Origin of the sequence: Mesorhizobium sp. YL-MeA3-2017 (assembly GCF_030814575.1) — a bacterium.
Taxonomy (GTDB): Bacteria; Pseudomonadota; Alphaproteobacteria; order Rhizobiales; family Rhizobiaceae; genus Mesorhizobium; species Mesorhizobium terrae.
Genome location: NZ_JAUSVH010000003.1, coordinates 165,890 through 181,807 on the forward strand (window position 1 = coordinate 165,890; position 15,918 = coordinate 181,807).

At 61.3% G+C, this 15,918-nt stretch carries 19 protein-coding genes; 10 read left to right on the forward strand and 9 right to left on the reverse strand.

Annotation, left to right across the window (positions count from 1 at the left end; all coding sequences use genetic code 11):
- Nucleotides 1–287 precede the first annotated feature (287 nt).
- From QFZ88_RS28270 to QFZ88_RS28290, 5 genes are all read left to right on the forward strand, one after another.
- Nucleotides 288–821: a HEPN domain-containing protein gene (locus QFZ88_RS28270; RefSeq protein ID WP_065996779.1), complete on the forward strand. Its 534-nt coding sequence runs from the start codon at nucleotides 288–290 to the stop codon at nucleotides 819–821.
- Complete coding sequence (locus tag QFZ88_RS28275; protein WP_065996778.1) at nucleotides 821–1,432, forward strand: hypothetical protein; 612 nt, start codon at nucleotides 821–823, stop codon at nucleotides 1,430–1,432. Before QFZ88_RS28270 ends, QFZ88_RS28275 begins: the two co-directional genes overlap by 1 nt.
- Nucleotides 1,419–2,210 carry a hypothetical protein gene (locus tag QFZ88_RS28280; protein ID WP_065996777.1) on the forward strand — a complete coding sequence of 264 codons (792 nt, stop codon included), beginning with the start codon at nucleotides 1,419–1,421 and terminating at the stop codon, nucleotides 2,208–2,210. The genes QFZ88_RS28275 and QFZ88_RS28280 overlap by 14 nt, the downstream gene beginning before the upstream one ends.
- A gap of 516 nt (nucleotides 2,211–2,726) precedes the next feature.
- The gene (locus tag QFZ88_RS28285) at nucleotides 2,727–2,936 is read left to right on the forward strand and encodes a cold-shock protein (protein WP_065996776.1); all 210 of its coding nucleotides are present in this window, start codon (nucleotides 2,727–2,729) and stop codon (nucleotides 2,934–2,936) included.
- Nucleotides 2,937–3,581: 645 nt separating this feature from the next.
- Complete coding sequence (locus QFZ88_RS28290) at nucleotides 3,582–4,649, forward strand: sensor histidine kinase (protein WP_083237624.1); 1,068 nt, start codon at nucleotides 3,582–3,584, stop codon at nucleotides 4,647–4,649.
- A gap of 57 nt (nucleotides 4,650–4,706) precedes the next feature.
- On the opposite strand, the gene QFZ88_RS28295 is transcribed toward QFZ88_RS28290, so the two are convergent.
- The gene (locus QFZ88_RS28295; protein ID WP_065996774.1) at nucleotides 4,707–5,339 is read right to left on the reverse strand and encodes a hypothetical protein; all 633 of its coding nucleotides are present in this window, start codon (nucleotides 5,337–5,339) and stop codon (nucleotides 4,707–4,709) included.
- A gap of 128 nt (nucleotides 5,340–5,467) precedes the next feature.
- Nucleotides 5,468–6,460 carry a YihY/virulence factor BrkB family protein gene (locus QFZ88_RS28300; RefSeq protein WP_065996773.1) on the reverse strand — a complete coding sequence of 331 codons (993 nt, stop codon included), beginning with the start codon at nucleotides 6,458–6,460 and terminating at the stop codon, nucleotides 5,468–5,470.
- 193 nt (nucleotides 6,461–6,653) lie between these two features.
- On the opposite strand from QFZ88_RS28300, the gene QFZ88_RS28305 reads away from it, so the two are divergent.
- Entirely contained in the window at nucleotides 6,654–7,544 is an 891-nt protein-coding gene (locus QFZ88_RS28305; protein WP_065996961.1) for an SDR family oxidoreductase, read from the forward strand.
- A 48-nt stretch (nucleotides 7,545–7,592) separates the two neighbouring features.
- Nucleotides 7,593–8,369 (forward strand): exodeoxyribonuclease III, encoded by a 777-nt coding sequence (gene xth, locus QFZ88_RS28310; RefSeq protein WP_065996772.1) that lies wholly within the window; start codon nucleotides 7,593–7,595, stop codon nucleotides 8,367–8,369.
- A gap of 21 nt (nucleotides 8,370–8,390) precedes the next feature.
- Here xth and QFZ88_RS28315 read toward each other — a convergent pair whose 3' ends face one another.
- The 6 genes from QFZ88_RS28315 to QFZ88_RS28340 form a co-directional block, all read right to left on the reverse strand.
- Nucleotides 8,391–8,795 (reverse strand): GFA family protein, encoded by a 405-nt coding sequence (locus tag QFZ88_RS28315; RefSeq protein WP_083237623.1) that lies wholly within the window; start codon nucleotides 8,793–8,795, stop codon nucleotides 8,391–8,393.
- A gap of 287 nt (nucleotides 8,796–9,082) precedes the next feature.
- Nucleotides 9,083–9,379, reverse strand: coding sequence for a PRC-barrel domain-containing protein (locus tag QFZ88_RS28320; protein ID WP_065996771.1), 297 nt, complete (start codon nucleotides 9,377–9,379; stop codon nucleotides 9,083–9,085).
- A 101-nt stretch (nucleotides 9,380–9,480) separates the two neighbouring features.
- On the reverse strand, nucleotides 9,481–9,690 hold the full coding sequence (locus QFZ88_RS28325) for a KTSC domain-containing protein (RefSeq protein WP_065996770.1): 210 nt from the start codon (nucleotides 9,688–9,690) through the stop codon (nucleotides 9,481–9,483).
- Nucleotides 9,691–9,704: 14 nt separating this feature from the next.
- Complete coding sequence (locus QFZ88_RS28330) at nucleotides 9,705–10,142, reverse strand: PPC domain-containing DNA-binding protein (protein ID WP_065996769.1); 438 nt, start codon at nucleotides 10,140–10,142, stop codon at nucleotides 9,705–9,707.
- Between the two features lie 11 nt (nucleotides 10,143–10,153).
- Complete coding sequence (locus tag QFZ88_RS28335; protein ID WP_065996768.1) at nucleotides 10,154–10,474, reverse strand: plasmid stabilization protein; 321 nt, start codon at nucleotides 10,472–10,474, stop codon at nucleotides 10,154–10,156.
- A gap of 105 nt (nucleotides 10,475–10,579) precedes the next feature.
- Nucleotides 10,580–10,762: a DUF3606 domain-containing protein gene (locus tag QFZ88_RS28340; RefSeq protein WP_065996767.1), complete on the reverse strand. Its 183-nt coding sequence runs from the start codon at nucleotides 10,760–10,762 to the stop codon at nucleotides 10,580–10,582.
- A 249-nt stretch (nucleotides 10,763–11,011) separates the two neighbouring features.
- Between QFZ88_RS28340 and QFZ88_RS28345 the strand changes: the two genes are divergently transcribed.
- The 3 genes from QFZ88_RS28345 to ligD (QFZ88_RS28355) all read left to right on the forward strand — a co-directional run bounded on the left by QFZ88_RS28345 (nucleotide 11,012) and on the right by ligD (QFZ88_RS28355) (nucleotide 14,861).
- On the forward strand, nucleotides 11,012–11,500 hold the full coding sequence (locus tag QFZ88_RS28345) for an Hsp20 family protein (protein ID WP_065996766.1): 489 nt from the start codon (nucleotides 11,012–11,014) through the stop codon (nucleotides 11,498–11,500).
- A 72-nt stretch (nucleotides 11,501–11,572) separates the two neighbouring features.
- On the forward strand, nucleotides 11,573–12,040 hold the full coding sequence (locus tag QFZ88_RS28350) for a hypothetical protein (RefSeq protein WP_139116430.1): 468 nt from the start codon (nucleotides 11,573–11,575) through the stop codon (nucleotides 12,038–12,040).
- A gap of 175 nt (nucleotides 12,041–12,215) precedes the next feature.
- Nucleotides 12,216–14,861 carry a DNA ligase D gene (gene ligD, locus QFZ88_RS28355; protein ID WP_065996764.1) on the forward strand — a complete coding sequence of 882 codons (2,646 nt, stop codon included), beginning with the start codon at nucleotides 12,216–12,218 and terminating at the stop codon, nucleotides 14,859–14,861.
- Here the strand turns inward: ligD (QFZ88_RS28355) and ligD (QFZ88_RS28360) are convergent, their stop codons facing one another.
- Nucleotides 14,862–15,917, reverse strand: a complete 1,056-nt coding sequence (gene ligD, locus QFZ88_RS28360) for a non-homologous end-joining DNA ligase (protein WP_065996763.1) — start codon at nucleotides 15,915–15,917, stop codon at nucleotides 14,862–14,864. It lies immediately after the preceding gene.
- Between the last annotated feature and the right edge of the window lies 1 nt (nucleotide 15,918).

Sequence of the window (15,918 nt, forward strand, 5' to 3'; positions counted from 1 at the left end):
GATAGCGCTGGTATGAGATGGAGCGACCGCTTCCGACCCTCATTGCGGACATTCCACAATCTATAACAGCTTCCAGGAAGCTGCCGCTCGTGGCGCGATCAAATTCCGGCATAATCAGGGGAGGGGCTGCTCCAGCTCGACTTCGTTGGTGAAGTGGCGGCGCTCCTTCTTTTGAATGTATGCGTAGCGGCTTGTCGTTGAACTATGTGTCAAAGGCCTCGGTGAAGACACTCTTGGACAGCACCGTTTAGCTCGATACAACTGAACCGCGCTGGGCGAGGGGGAATATGGTCGATCTAAACCTTACTTACGTCGACGAGCTAATCAACGTTCGCCATGTTTTACACGGTGGTGCTCGCGGCGCCCCCAAGAAGGTCGAGGACGGATCGCGTGAGGGAGCTTCGATAAACCGGAGTTGCGTCGTTATGATGAGCGCTCTGCTGCAGGCTTACGTTCAAGACGTCTTTAAGATATGCGCCATACAGGCGCTACCGACGTTGAACACCGACGCCGTCTGGGCTGCGTACTGGAAGCAGATGAAGGGATGGGGAAACCCTAGTGCCGATAATATCAAGACTCTCTTTCTGAAGATCGGCGTAAGCGACGTATTCGACGGTCTCAGTTGGCGGAACTGCCCCAACACCACCGTTCGCAGTCGACTAAACCAGCTCAACCATGTCCGCAATAGTATAGCCCATGGTGCCACCGTCCTCAGGGTGAACGATGCCGACTACGCGTTGACGCTGGTAAAAATCAAGACCTTCCGGAACTATGCCGAACAGTTCGCCGACAGGTTCGAGCAGCATGCTCTCGGGATCTGATGGATTTTGACGACCTGGTCGAACAAGTTGCCGCTCCCGAAAAGAGAGCCGGCAAGGTCGCCGACGGCATCGAGCACAAGATGCACGAGGGTGCCGTGATGGTGGCCTATGCCATGCACCTCCTGCGCACAACGGAAGCCAAACACGTCCGCATTCATCCTGATGGGGAGCACGGCAAGAGGTTTGATTTCACCGGCTGGTTGGCCCGGCGCGGCTTCGATAAGGCAACGTCTACCGGTACGACGACGTACGGCGGCGAGTATTGGCACAAGAACGGATGGAGGATCACCATCCATCCCAGTTCTGGAAAAGGCGATGTTGTAGCCGAGGTCGGCAACCACATCGTCACGGCCGAGTGCACGGGCGGCATCATAAATACTCGGCACGCCGGCCAGGTGTCTCGGCTTTACAAAGGCCTATGCGAGACTGTTGGTCTACTGATGGCGAGCGAAAGTCCCGGTCGGCAGGTCGCGGTTATCCCCTATACGGAAAGCACTTTAAGACTTGCGACCAGGATGGCACCGCGGTGTGCGCTGGCAGGCATTGAGATCGCGCTGGTCGGCAGCCGTGGCGAGGTCACGGACGTGGTGGCCGCCGATGGCAGGCAATAAGATTCCTGAAAATCTTGGCTTCCTGCACTCTGGCGAGGAAGTCGCGCGAGGTAAGTCCATCGATTTCATCGAGGGACACGAAGACCTTCTGCAGCATGTCGGCATGATCGAGATGATCATGGACCTCCTGCAGTTCTACCGCATGGACTATGCCGAGAAGGATGAGAACCAACTCATCATAAAGCTTCTGGGTGCCCGGATTTTCAATGCCCAGGGAGCTGCCCTCAAGCTCATCCTCGGCGGCTACTATCAGGCCGCCGGTCTCCAAATCCGGGACATCTTGGAGACCGCATTTCTCCTGGATTACTTCAGCACTGATGACGCTTTGATCCAGCGCTGGAAGTTAGTGTCAGAGCAGGAGCGGACGAAAGAGTTTGGCCAAGCCAAAATCCGGCAAGCGCTGGACGATCGTGACGGCTTCACCGAAAAAAAGCGCATGGAGCACTACAAGCTCCTCTCATCGATCGCTGCGCACCCAACATTTGCCGGTTTCACGATGCTCCGACCGACACCTGGAGCTGACGCACACATGGGGCCTTTCTATGTGCCCGAGCTTTTGACGGCGACCATCCAGGAATTGGTCAAAGTGTCTGTGGCAGCGTGGGAGAGCTTCAAATGGTTTTTCAAGCCCGAAACGATCCCGCAGTACCGCGCCACGCTTCGATACCTAGAAACCAGTGTCGAGTGGGTTGAGAAGACCTATGAAAAGAAGATGGATCGCCGCGACATAGAAGCAGTGCGGTCCATTTTGAAAGAACTAGAGCGTCCGGGGAAATAGCTCAGATTTTGAGTGACTCGCGGGGAGCATCGGCTTCGACGCCCACAAGGTAGATTTCAAGAAGCACGTTCATGCTCTCGCGCAGCTACGGGACGGTCTGGGTGGCAAAGCCAATGTTGTCGACGCCGACATTGATGCACTAGCAAAACCCGGGCAAAGCGCAGAAATCGACCGCCCCGACGGCATTGCCACGTCACCCTTCGGGGGAAGTTTTCCAAAAGCCGACTGTCCGCTTCCCAGCTCATGGTGGACGTCGCGGCGCGGGATTCTCTTTGAATGCAGCCGGGAGCGACTACGTTTCGACTGGTTGGTGACCGCTCACGCGTTTATTCTCCTAAACGTCTTGTTTTGAACACCGTTTGCGTCTACGTTCTAAACATCGATCTTGCTTGTCGAACTTTGTTTCTGGCGCGAACCGCGCCGTCGGCGATCTTCTCCTCTCAGCATCGATCTAACCGTTTGTCGCGCATTCCGCCCGGCAGGCAATCCTCTATGCGCGATTGAAAGGAAATCGTCATGAATACTGGAACTGTGAAGTTCTTCAATTCCACCAAGGGCTTCGGCTTCATCGAGCAGGGCAACGGCCAGCCGGACGTCTTCGTCCACATCTCTGCCGTCGAGCGCGCCGGCATGCGCACCATCGTCGAGGGTCAGAAGCTGAGCTTCGACATCGTCAAGGACAACCGGAACGGCAAGAACTCGGCCGAAAACCTCCTGGCGGCGTAAACGGGATTGCGCTTCTGGTCTTTGACCACGGATGTACTGGCACTGATCATCGAGGCGCATAGGAGAGGCCGGGTTCGCCCGGCCTTTTTGTTTTTCATACCCGAGGGAATGACAGCATGAGCGGCACCATCACCGAGCATAACCTTTTCAAGCCCAGGCCCTCCAAAGCCGAAAGCAAGGCCGACATTACGAACCATACGGCGCGAGCTATCATCGGCGCCGAGGCCGAGCGTCGGGAAGCCAAGACGGCGAGGTTGCGAGAGGCCCGCCTGGAAAAGGAAGCGACACGAGCCGCTGAACCGTCGTCGCCCAAGCGGCGCCTTGCCGTGGCGCGCCGGCGCCCAGGACCTTCGACATAGCACAGGATGACGCGAAAGACCTGCGTTCGTCGATCTCGACCGAAGCGCAGAGAAGCGCGTTGGAGCTTTCCGGGAGGCGTATCCGGGCAAGCGACCGGACTACATTTTCGCAGTCACAGGGTTGAAGTCACGCTGCCAGAGAAGATTGTTCGCTTCGTTTCACGCTGCTGTCATCCCTATGTAGTTTTGGGAGCCAATTTTTCTCATCACAGCGATCAATTCCGTCGTATCTAATGAACCCGTCTTGGCGCCGCAGGCGCGACTTTCGACGTGCAAGGATTCTGGGGTGGCCGTATCGCATTTTCGTTTTCTCAATGCCGGAGGCGAGGCTTCCCATGAAATCATGGATTTCAACTGGGCGTCGACGTCGCTTGGCCCGATCGAGGAGTGGCCGCCGATCCTGAAGACCACCCTCGCATTGATGCTGCGTTCAACGTTCCCGAAGGCGTTGGTATGGGGTGCGGAGTTCATCACTTTTCACAATGACGCCTTCCGGCCGATCCTGGGAGAAAAACCGCCTGCGATCGGCAGGCCTTTCAACGAAATTTGGGTGGAAGCGTGGGATGAGATCGGCCCGATCGCGCTTGACGCGCTGGGGGGCAAGTCGACTTTCATCGAGAATTTTCCGCTGGTCGTGGATCGTGACGGCGCGGGAGAACAGGCTTACTTCACCTTCTGCTACAGTCCGGTGCTCGACGCCGACGGGACGATCGTCGGTTTCATGGACACGGTCATCGAAACGACCCAGACGGTGTTGGCGCAACGGCAGGCGGACGTACTCAATGCCGAACTCGGCCATCGCATCCGAAACATCCTCGCGATGGTCGGCTCGATCGCCTCGCAGACGCTCCGGTCGAGTGCCGATCTGGCCGAGGCGGAGAGCAGCTTGGGGCATCGTCTGAGAGCGCTGGCGGGTGTGCAAGACGCCCTGCGCACCGGAGGTGTGACCGAGGCCGAGGTCCACGGCATTGTCGCGACCGCGCTTGCGCCGCACGGCCTCGAGGATGGGCGGGTGACTGCGGAAGGACCGAACGTCCGCCTGCCAGAGGAGAAGGCGCTGGCTCTGACTCTTGCACTGAACGAACTTGTGACGAACGCAATCAAATACGGAGCGCTTTCCAACCGATCGGGGACGGTGGATATCTCTTGGGAGCTCGCTGGAACGGAAGATCAAGACTTCCGCCTGTTTTGGCGGGAACGCGGGGGTCCTCGCGTCACTGCTCCTCACAAGGCCGGATTCGGTTCGCGTCTTATCCAACGTCATGTTGCGGAGGCTTTTGGAGGGAAGGCCCAAATCACCTTCGCGGCTGAAGGAATCACCTATGAGATTGGTCCTCGGAACAACGAATCCTGATGCTTGAAGCGTCGCCGGCGACAGCCCGCATTTGGCCGATCTGACGCGATCGCCAAATCAGCGCAGAAACCCGTCGGCTTCGAAGTCTTCCCAACCCTGCAATTTCCGGCGCGAGTCATCATCGGTGTCGCCAATTGCCAGCGCTGCCTTCCGGCCTTTCTTCTGCAACCGTGTCAGGGCCGCCTTTCCGGCGGCTCTGCGTCGGTTTTCCGCTGCGGTCAGCGTGTCTTGTTCGCGCCACAGTGTAACGAGGTCGCGGTCCAGGACGTCCTCGACGTGACGAGGGTCAAAAACGTGAAACGTAATCTTCCTGGCGCGCCCGCGAAGTTTCACGGTGCGCGTTCCCGCACTCTGTAGGCGGCCGTCGTTGAGCCATCGATGCCGCTCGGTCGCAGAGATGGCGAGGATGTCCTCGATCTCGCGAGGAATGACAGGCAAGACTTCGATATCCTGCAGGGCTTTTGCCACGATCATCGACGCCGTCCGGAAATCGCCCTCGGAGCCTTCCGGCATTTGCAGAGCGAGCGTCCGCGCCTCGACATGCAGGAACTTCTTCGCCGTGGACGGAAGGCGGGCACGCACTTCCAGAAAAATGCCTCTTGTGCGGACCGACGATCCCAACGTGGCGGCCGACGAGAGCTTCCATTCTTCGACCCGTTCGGCGGCCGTATTCGTCTCGCGCGTGGGCATGCCCCTAAATAAGTATCCTTTCCACCGGGGTGCAACACGCTGGATCACGAAGCGTCATACCGCAGGCCAGCGCCGCCGTTCCGTCCCGGAGCGCACGGCCGGCATGGCGAAGCCTGGTATCGTCCATTTCACGATCGACCGCGCCGAGGTGTTGATGCCAAGGTGGCAAGCGACGCGATTCCTGCGATCAACCCGATGATCCAGAGCGGGCGCATAGGCAAATTTTCCACCTTGGAGGTGCCCGCAGGCCGTGGGTCGCTCTCCAAAAGCATCAAGTCGCGACGGCTGCCGAACCGGACGGCGACAGCGCGAGTGAGCTCAGCGCCGAACAGGAATATCGCCGAGGAGTAGAAAACCCATAGCAGCAGGACGACAAGGCTTCCCGCGGCGCCATAAGACGAAGCGATCGCGCTCGTTCCGAGATACCAGCCAATAAGCGATTTGCCGACCGTGAAAAGAACCGCGGTCACGGCGGCGCCGAACCGCACGTCGCGCCAGGAAAGCGCACGATCGGGCAAGATCTTGAAGATCGCGCCGAAAAGCAGGGCGACCAGGATCAGCGAAACCAACGTGTTCAATGCGGACAGCACGAGCTCCCCGAAGGGAAGCCTGGACGTGATCACGTTTCCCATTGCCGAAATCGCCGCGCTGGCAGCCAGCGAAACCAGCAGCAGAAAGCCGAGCGAAGCGACCAGCCCGAGGCTCGCCACGCGGGTCCGGGCCAGGCTGAACAGGGAAACCTTTTGGGGCCGGACCTTCCAGATGAGATTGAGCGTCGACTGCATTTCGCCGAACACCCCGGATGCACCGACGAGCAAGGTGGCGATGGCCACCACTGAAGCCAAGGTTCCCTTGTGCGCGGACGCGTTCTCGATCGTCGTCTTCAAAAGATCGGCTCCTTGAGGACCGAGCAAGCCCGTCAGCTGGGCGGCTATCGCGATTTCGGCCGCGTCTCTTCCCGTGGCGAAGCCGGCGACGCCGAGCACGATCAACAAGATGGGAGCGAGTGACGTTGCAGCGTAGAACGCCATGGCCGCCGCGTGGCTGAGAGCGCTGTCATCGAAAAATCCCTCCACAGCCGCACGGAAGACGGTCCACAGGTCTGCGACCACAATCTTCATCGCTCCCTCCATGCGCTCGCTGTTCCGATGAAGAAGTTGCCCGCGAGACCTTGGTTCCGTGTCCGTGCGATGCTCCGACCGCATCGTCTGCCGGAACAAAGACTTGTTGCTCACGTTTCGGCTCTTCGAGGGCAGTTTCGCTGTCGCCGTTGCCTCGCCCGCCAAACCTGGAAGACCGGAAGGAGATATTGCCTTGAGCAGTTCGCGATTGCGGGATCCGCGCGAAGTCTATCCTTCCCCGCCCTTTCCGAAGCAGCCGCAGCGGATGCCGGGTCTTGCACACAAGATGGAGCCGATTCCCGATCATGGCGAAGAAAGCTATCGGGGCTCCGGCAGGCTGGAAGGCCGCAAGGCACTTAAAACCGGCGGCGATTCCGGCATCGGCCGGGCAGCAGCGATCGCCTTCGCGCGGGAAGGCGCAGACGTCGCCATCTCGTACCTCCCGGAAGAGGAGCCTGACGCCAGGCAGGTGATCGACCTGATTGAAGCGGAAGGTCGCAAGGCCGTCGCGTTACCTGGCGACGTCCAGGAAGAGGCTTGGTGCCGCGAGATGGTGGAGAAGGCCGTTTCGGAGCTCGGTGGTCTGGACATTCTCGTCGTCAACGCGGGCAGGCAGCAATACCGCGAAAAGATCGACGATCTGTCGACCGAGGACTTCGACCGCACCATGAAAACCAACCTCTACGCCCTGCACTGGATCGCGCAGGCGGCTGTCCCGCACATGACGGCCGGGGCGGCAGTCATCACCACCGCTTCGATCCAGGCTTATCAGCCGTCACCAATCCTCCTAGACTACGCGACCACGAAGGCGGGGATCGTCGCCTACACCAAGGCGCTTGCCAAGCAGCTGATCGAGAAGGGGATTCGCGTGAACGCTGTAGCGCCAGGCCCGGTCTGGACCGTGCTGCAGCCTAGCGGCGGCCAGCCCGACGAAAAGGTCAAGAACTTCGGCAAGGACAGCGATTTCGGGCGACCCGGCCAGCCGGCGGAGCTTGCCCCTGTCTATGTGCTGCTTGCTTCCAAGGAAGCGAGTTTCATCAACGGCGAGGTCTATGGCGTCACCGGCGGCAAGGGCGTTGCCTGAGGAACCATCCGAGATGGGTCGGGTCATCAACGTCGACAGACGGCCGCGATGAAAATCGCGACGTTCAACGTCAATGGCGTGAACGGCCGGTTGTCAGTGCTTCTACGCTGGCTTGCTCAAACTCAACCCGATGTCGTCTGCCTGCAGGAACTCAAATCTCCTGACGACCGGTTTCCCGTACGAGAAATCGAGAAGGCGGGCTACGGCGCGATCTGGCACGGTCAGAAAAGCTGGAATGGGGTGGCAATCCTTGCCCGGGACATAACGCCGATCGAAACCCGGCGCGGTCTGCCCGGCGACCCGGACGACAGCCATAGTCGCTATATTGAAGCGGCCGTCGGTGGGGTCCTGATCGGATCCCTCTATGTACCCAACGGCAATCCGGCTCCCGGTCCGAAGTTCGACTATAAGCTTCGCTGGTTCGCGCGTCTGCACAGCTATGCCGCCGAGCTACTACAGGCCAAGGTTCCAGCGGTCCTTGTAGGCGATTTCAATGTCATGCCGACCGATCTCGACGTCTATGCCCCAGAACGATGGCGCGACGACGCGCTGTTCCGCCCGGAAGTGCGCGAGGCTTATCAGCGTCTCCTCGAACAGGGCTGGACGGACGCATTGAGAACGCTGCACCCGGGCGAGCGGATCTACACCTTCTGGAAGTATTTCCGGAATGCGTTCGCTCGCGATGCCGGGCTGCGCATCGATCATTTTCTGCTCAGCCCAACCTTGGCTGATCGACTGATCGGCGCCCAAGTCGATCGAGAAGCACGCAGTTGGGAGAAGGCAAGCGATCACGCTCCGGTATGGATCGAAATCGCCGACGTTTGATCTGGTTCGAACGACACTCGCTCATTCGGCCGGCGCTGATTCAGGTCGGTCATGGTCGAACTGTTCCGTCCATGGCAAAGGGAGCATCCATTCCTCGCGACGACCGGTCCAAAGCTCATACTCTGGCACGATGCCGGTTGGCGCGCCGTCGAGCGAGCCAAGCATGATCTCGGCCTCGTTATCGCGGAACCAGGCAATGCGGGCGCCACAGAGTGGACAGAAGCTGCGCTCGGCGAAGACTTTCATGGCACCGGAGCACTCGAATGCGCTCGCTGGCCAGACGCCGAATGGGGTAAAATGGCTGCCGCTCGCCTTGCGACAGTCCAGGCAATGACAAATACCGGCTCTAAGCGGCTGGCCCGTAAGCGTGTAGCGTACCGCCCCGCACAGGCAGCCGCCGCTGCGCCTGATTGGCTCGGATGTCACAGCCCGCCCCGCTCGCCGGTGGGCCGTGGCGTCACGCCCGCTACGCGTTTGTCATCGTGGTTTCGGTTGGCAACGCGGGATTTCGAGAAGCCTTTATCCTTTGCAGACGCGCCACTGGTCTTGGGGGCTGCCGGTGCCTGAGCGCTGTCGTCGCCCGCCGTCGCTGCGTTCGGGCTTCGGCGGATGTTTCCGTCCGGCGAACGGACTAGCGGCGTGTCGCGATTGGCAGCCGTCCTCTTGATGTCATTGTGGGGCATGACCTACCTCTCTTTGCCGAATTCCGGCCGTCAATCCTTGTGTTCGGGCATCGCCTTCAGCTGATCCTCCGTCCAGGACGTCACGGCATGGACGTCGCCGTCCTCGTCGCGCATGAAGTCAAGCTGGCTGGCAGGAACCGCGACAGGCTTGGCACCGATGCCGAGAAAGCCGCCGACGTCGATGATCACCTGAGCATTCGTGCCGGCACCGTGAACATGCGATACCGAGCCCAGGTTCTCGTCGTCCGGTCCGTAGATGGTGGCGCCTTCCAGGTTTGCGGAGTTCAGTTCCGCTTCGGTGAGGCGAACGTGGTTGCTGTGGTCCATGAAAACTCTCCTTGAGGGTAGACTTACTCAATCCGCGAGAGGTCGAACCGTTCCGCGAGGGAATCGCGCGTGCAGATCGGCGGAGAAAGAGCACGGGGCGATCATCGCGCCTCCGCGATCCATCGATGCGGAAAGCGGTCACGGATGACCCTGTTGAAGTAGCTGCCTTTGGAAAATGCGGCGCGGTACGCGGCGTAGGTCTCCGGAGGCACGTCCTCATAGTCGTAGCGTCGGCCGCTGGCCCGGAACCAAACGCTCATTGTCCTCGTCGCCGGATTGTACGCGCTTTTCTCGATCACCGTGGACGGCATGCCGATCGCCCCCGCTAGAGATCGAGCAGAGCGATGCCGAGCTCAGAACGCTTCCTTCTGTGCAGGTGAGCGGGCGTTTCCGTCACCATCACCTCGAGCGTCGGGTGCACGAGCCCTTCGAGCAGGTGGCCGCCGCGGGTCGAGCCGTCCGACAATCCGAGCACCGCATGCATGTGCAGGCTGGGCTTGCCGTCGTCGCCCGCGGCGATGTCGCCTATGGCGCTTAGGACCTCGCACTGCTCGGCTACGGGAATCTTGCGGTAGGTCTGGGAGGCGAAGTCGAACCAGCCGACCGTCGCGCCTTCGAACGCGCCGATCGCCGTCACCGCAGCCGCCGTGACGTTTTGCTCCTCGGCGAAATTCGAAATCGACCGGAACGCTTCATCGCCGGGATCGAGAACGACGGCGAAGGTCCTGACGCCGTCGCTCTCGCTGAGCAGTTTCGATCGCATCGCTTTTGCCGTTAGCTATGAGCGTGATGCTCGGCGTTGCGCTTGCGTGTCGCGGCCGCCTTCTTCGCAGAAGCGGAGCGGTCGCTGGCGGAGCGGGAGGCTGCGGCCTTGCCGCCTTTTTCTCCGCCCTTGTGCGCGGCGGGGTGGCCAGTGTGCTTGCCTTGGCCGGAGCCGCCTGCCTTCTTGCCGCCGCCATCGTCCTTGTTGACGGTCGCCCAGGCTCTGCGCTCGGCTTCCTTTTCCGAGACGCCACGCATTTCGTAGCCTTCGGCGATGTGATCGGCCTTGCGTTCCTGCTTGTCGGTATATTTGGATTTGTCTCCGTGTGGCATAGCTGCCTCCTTTTGCTGTTGTGAACAGCAAAACGACAGCGATGCCGCCCGGTTCCGAAAGCTGCGAACAGGCCGGGTGTCTCGACGCCCCTCCGAATGCTCGGCTCAGGGCTTGTCCAGCTTGTTCTCGACCTTCCTGCGGCTGTTGCCGACCGATTTCACCGCCGACCTGACGTCCGTCTCGCTGGCGCCGGTCTTGCCCGCCTCATAGCGCACCTCGTGATCCTGCCCGCCGGCAACTCTTGCCCGATCCTGATTGCGGCCTCGCGTCGTCTGGGTATTCGCCATTGTCTTGTCTCCGGTGATGGTTCTTCCAGATCGAAGAACGCAGCCAGACTCTTCCGGTTCAATTTGCGGGGAACGACGCTCCGAAACGGACGACCCGGAGCGTTTCGGACCCCTCGAAAAAATTTTAGGGCCACTCTTGAACGCTTTTTGGGCGTTCCCAAATCGATTGCCGTCGGGGCTACGGCCCGACGGTTTTGGCGTCGCAGAGACGCTGCTTGTTACCCATGTTGCTTTACGGAGGATATGGCTATGAGAAGCTTCGATTTTGCTCCCCTTTACCGCTCGACGGTCGGCTTCGACCGCCTCTTCGATATGCTCGACAACAGCGTGCGTTCGGACTGGCCGCCCTATAACATCGAAAAGATCGGCGAAAACGACTACCGCATCACCATGGCGATCGCCGGCTACAGCCCGGAAGAGGTCGAACTGACCCAGCATGGCCCCGAACTTATCGTGACTGGCCAGAAGAAGCCCGAACAGGGCGACCGGCAGGTCCTTCATCAGGGCCTCGCGATCGGGAATTTCCGGCAGGTGTTCAAGTTGGCCGACCACGTCAAGGTGGCGAGCGCCACGCTGGAGAACGGCTTGCTGTCGGTCGATCTCGCGCGTGAGATTCCTGAGGAGCTCAAACCTCGCCGCATTGCTGTAGGCTCGGCTGAGCCGGATGGGCCGACTGACGACGCTGGCAAGAAGAAACAGATCAGCCAGGACGCGGAGCCACAGCGCAAAGCCGCCTGAATTCGCAACGCCTCAAACCTGCGATTTGCCTCCCGGTCGTGGCCGGGAGGCGCCGATTGCGGAGAAACGGAGATGACACATCTTACCAGCCATAATGAAAGCCGCCACGACGCGGCTAACTTTCCTCGACGTCCGATATTCCAGCGGCCCGATGAAGTCCTCGCTGATCCAAGGATGAGTACCGACGAGAAGCGGGCGCTATTGGCTTCCTGGGCGTCGGATGTGCACGCGGTTCCAGGCTTGCCGTCGATGCGTCAGTTGGAGGACGGCTCTCTCGTTGACGTTGATGAGATTCTGGCCGCGCTGAAGGCGCTCGACGCGAGCGACGATGCGGATGCATTCGTCACGCAACCCGCAGGCCTGTGGCGAAAGCCGCCAAGCCGTCGGAGCCGGCCGACGTTCCGGAACTGGACGCGCATCCTGCACCGCAGGCGGCGCGACGACGACGACGATCCGCCGCCCTGTACCGCCTATGCAGCCATTCCGCCTAAAACCGGAGGCGGCGGTGCCTTAGCCTATGCGGATTCGGCTTTGGCCTGAGGGACGAGACTAGCGATCGTTTTCGGAATCAGGAGATTGCCACGCCCATCAGAATTGGGCGTGGCGCGGTTTAAGCGCATTGCTCTCGTGATCGCACAAACGGGGTTCACGGAACCTGTTGCTCGGCCGGAACATTCTTCGACGAAGGATTTCCCATTCCCGCTCCGAGGACCTGATGGCGACCGACAAGCTCTCGAAGTACAAAGCCAAGCGCGATTTCACGCTCACAAAGGAGCCAAGTGGCCGGGAGGCGACAAGACCGTCAAATCGCCGGCGCTTCATCATACAGAAACACGACGCGACACGGCTGCACTACGATCTTCGGCTCGAACTGGACGGCGTCTTCAAATCCTGGGCCGTGACGCGCGGTCCGTCGCTCGATCCGCACGACAAGCGCCTCGCCGTAGAGGTGGAAGACCATCCACTAGACTACGGCGATTTCGAAGGGACGATTCCTAAAGGCCAGTATGGCGGCGGCACGGTCATGCTCTGGGACCGCGGCTACTGGGAGCCGGAAGGAAAGAAGAGCCCGGAACAGGCGCTGGCCAAGGGCGATTTCAAGTTCACGCTCGAGGGCGAGCGGCTTCATGGCAGCTTCGTCCTGGTGCGGATGGCGAACGGCCGCGAGCGCGGCAAACGCACCAACTGGCTGCTGATCAAGCATCGCGATGAATACGCGGTGGAGGAAAACGGAGGCGCGGTTCTGGACGAGAATGAGACGTCGGTCGCCTCCGGGCGCAGCATGGAGGCGATCGCTTCCGGAAAAGGCCGCAAGCCGAAGCCGTTCATGCTGGTAGACGGTAAGGTCGAAGCCGACGCCGTGTGGGACAGCCGCACCGGACTCGCGGCCGATGAGCGGAAGCGGAAGGCTCGCGGAACGAAGAAACCGGAGACCGCCAGCGCCGTCGACCTGCCCGATTTCATCGCGCCGCAGCTTTGCGAGTCGCTTGCCCGACCGCCCTCCGAAAGCGGCTGGCTGCACGAGATCAAGTTCGATGGCTATCGCATCCAGATGCGGGTGCTCGACGGGAAGGTGACCCTGAAAACCCGCAAGGGTCTCGACTGGACGGCCAAATATCCCGCCATCGCGCACGCCGCAGGCGACCTCCCGGACGCTATCATAGACGGCGAGATCTGCGCGCTCGACGAGAACGGCGCGCCGGACTTCGCCGCGCTGCAGGCCGCTCTTTCGGAAGGCAAGACCGACGATCTGGTCTATTTCGCGTTCGATCTCTTGTTCGACGGCGGCGAGGATCTTCGTCCCTTGCCGCTCTCGAAGCGCAAGGCCCGGCTCCAGCAATTCCTGACCGACGCCGGCGAAGATGCCCGCATCCGTTTCGTCGAGCATTTCGAGACCGGTGGCGAAGCCGTACTGCGCTCGGCCTGCCGGCTGTCGCTCGAAGGCATCGTCTCGAAGCGCGCCGACGCGCCCTACGTCTCCGGACGCACGGATAGCTGGGCGAAATCCAAATGTCGTGCCGGTCACGAGGTCGTCATCGGCGGCTATTCGACCACGAACGGCAAGTTCCGGTCGCTCCTGGTCGGCGTCAATCGCGGCGACCACTTCGTCTATGTCGGGCGCGTAGGCACCGGCTATAGCGCCGCCAACGTGAAGGACCTGGTGCCGAAGCTGAAGGCGGTCGCGGCCGCGAAGTCGCCGTTTACCGGCATCGGCGCGCCGAAGAAGGAGGCTGGCGTGACATGGCTGAAGCCTGAACTGGTCGCTGAGATCGAGTTCGCCGGCTGGACGTCGGACGGCCTCGTGCGGCAGGCCGCGTTCAAAGGCCTGCGCGAGGACAAACCGGCGGCCGAGATCGAGGCCGAGAAACCCGCCCAACCAGCAAAGACGGAGGTGCCGGAGCCAGCGGCGCCGACGTCGGTGAGGACTGCCCGCCGCGGCGGCAAGGTCAATGTCATGGGCGTGCTGATCTCGAATCCGGACAAGCCGCTGTGGCCCGACGCCAATGACGGCAAGCCGGTCACCAAGGAGGATCTGGCCCGCTACTACGAGTCCGTCGGCTCCTGGCTGATCGAGCATATCAGCGGGCGGCCGTGCTCGATCATCCGCGCGCCGGACGGGATCGGCGGCGAGCAGTTCTTCCAGCGTCATGCCATGCCCGGAACCTCCAATCTGCTGGAGCTGGTGAAGGTGTTTGGCGACAAGAAACCCTACCTGCAGATCGACCGCGTCGAAGGGCTCGCTGCGGTCGCCCAGATCGGCGCGCTCGAGCTGCACCCTTGGAATTGCGCGCCGCAGCAGCCGGAAGTGCCGGGCAGGCTGGTATTTGATCTCGATCCCGGTCCCGACGTCCCGTTCTCGAAAGTGGTCGAAGCGGCAAAGGAAATGCGCGAACGCCTCGACGCTCTCGGTCTCGTCAGCTTCTGCAAGACGACCGGCGGCAAGGGACTGCACGTCGTCACGCCGCTTGCTGTAACCAAGCGCAGCAAACTGACCTGGCCTGAGGCAAAGGGCTTTGCGCATGACGTCTGTCTGCAAATGGCACGCGACAATCCGGACCTCTATCTGATCAAGATGGCGAAGAACCAGCGCCACGGCCGCATCTTCCTCGACTATCTGCGCAACGACCGCATGGCGACGGCCGTCGCGCCGTTGTCGCCGCGCGCCCGGCCCGGAGCGACGGTGTCGATGCCGCTGACCTGGAGCCAGGTCAAAGCCGATCTCGACCCGAAGCGCTATACGCTGCGTACCGTGCCCGGATTGCTTTCGAAGACCGCGGCCTGGAAGGACTATGGCGACGGTCGTCGCCCATTGCGGGAGGCGATCAAACGGCTAGCCCGGTCGATGAAGCAGGCGGCGTAGTCAGACCTCGCGATCGTTCATATCGAAGACGGCGGCATTGTCCTGCACTTCGCGCAAGCCCTTGTAGGAAGCGTGTCTCAGACTGCCGTCCCTGGTCCAGCCGCGGAACTCGATCTCGGCGATCAGCGTGGGCTGCGCGAAGATGAGGTTCTTGCCTTTCAGAGGCACGGCCGGCGTCTTTGTCTTCAAGGTGTCGAGAGCCCTTCGAAGCGAGGCGGCGTCCTTGCCGTTGAAGCCAGTTCCGGCCTCTCCGACATAGACCCAGTCATGGCCGCGTTTCCCGGCGAGCAGCAGGCTGCCGATGCCGCCACGCGCCGACACGGAGGCTTGGTAGCCGACGATCATGAAGCTCTCGCTCTGGACGCATTTGATCTTGAGCCAGTCGCCGGTGCGGCCGGTCCGATAGGGCTGGTGGCGCCGCTTGGCGATGATGCCTTCCAGGCCGATCTGGCAGGCATGCTTGAGGAGTTGCGCGCCGTCGGCTTCCACTTCCTCGGAAAGCCGGATTGCGCCGTCGCTGCGGGGCACGACCAGATCCTCCAGCAGATGACGGCGCACCGACAGCTCGGAGCCGGTGAGATCATGTCCGTCGAGATAGAGCAGGTCGAACACCATGAGAATTGACTCGGTCGACGTTCTCTTGCCGCCCCGCCCGCCGAGCGACGTCTGCAGCGCCCCGAAATCAGATCGCCCGCTAGTGTCGAGAACGACCGCTTCGCCGTCGAGGATCGCCGCATGAACGCCGAGCTGCCTGGCGGCGGCCGCGATCGAGGGAAACCGGTGCGTCCAGTCATGGCCGCCCCGCGTGATGATGCGGACGTCCTGCCGGTCGATATGAACGGCGAGCCGGTAGCCGTCCCATTTGATCTCGAACAGCCAGTCCGGACCTGCCGGCGCGTTCGGCTTCAGAAGCGCGAGACAGGGCTCGATCCGCTGTGGCATCGGGTCGAAGGGCAAATCCGGCTGCCTCGGATCACGTCGGCGCATGCGTGGCGACCGGATCACTGGCTCAGATGGCGTCAGCAGCGGGGCCGTCGGTTTCGACGCACGGCGCATC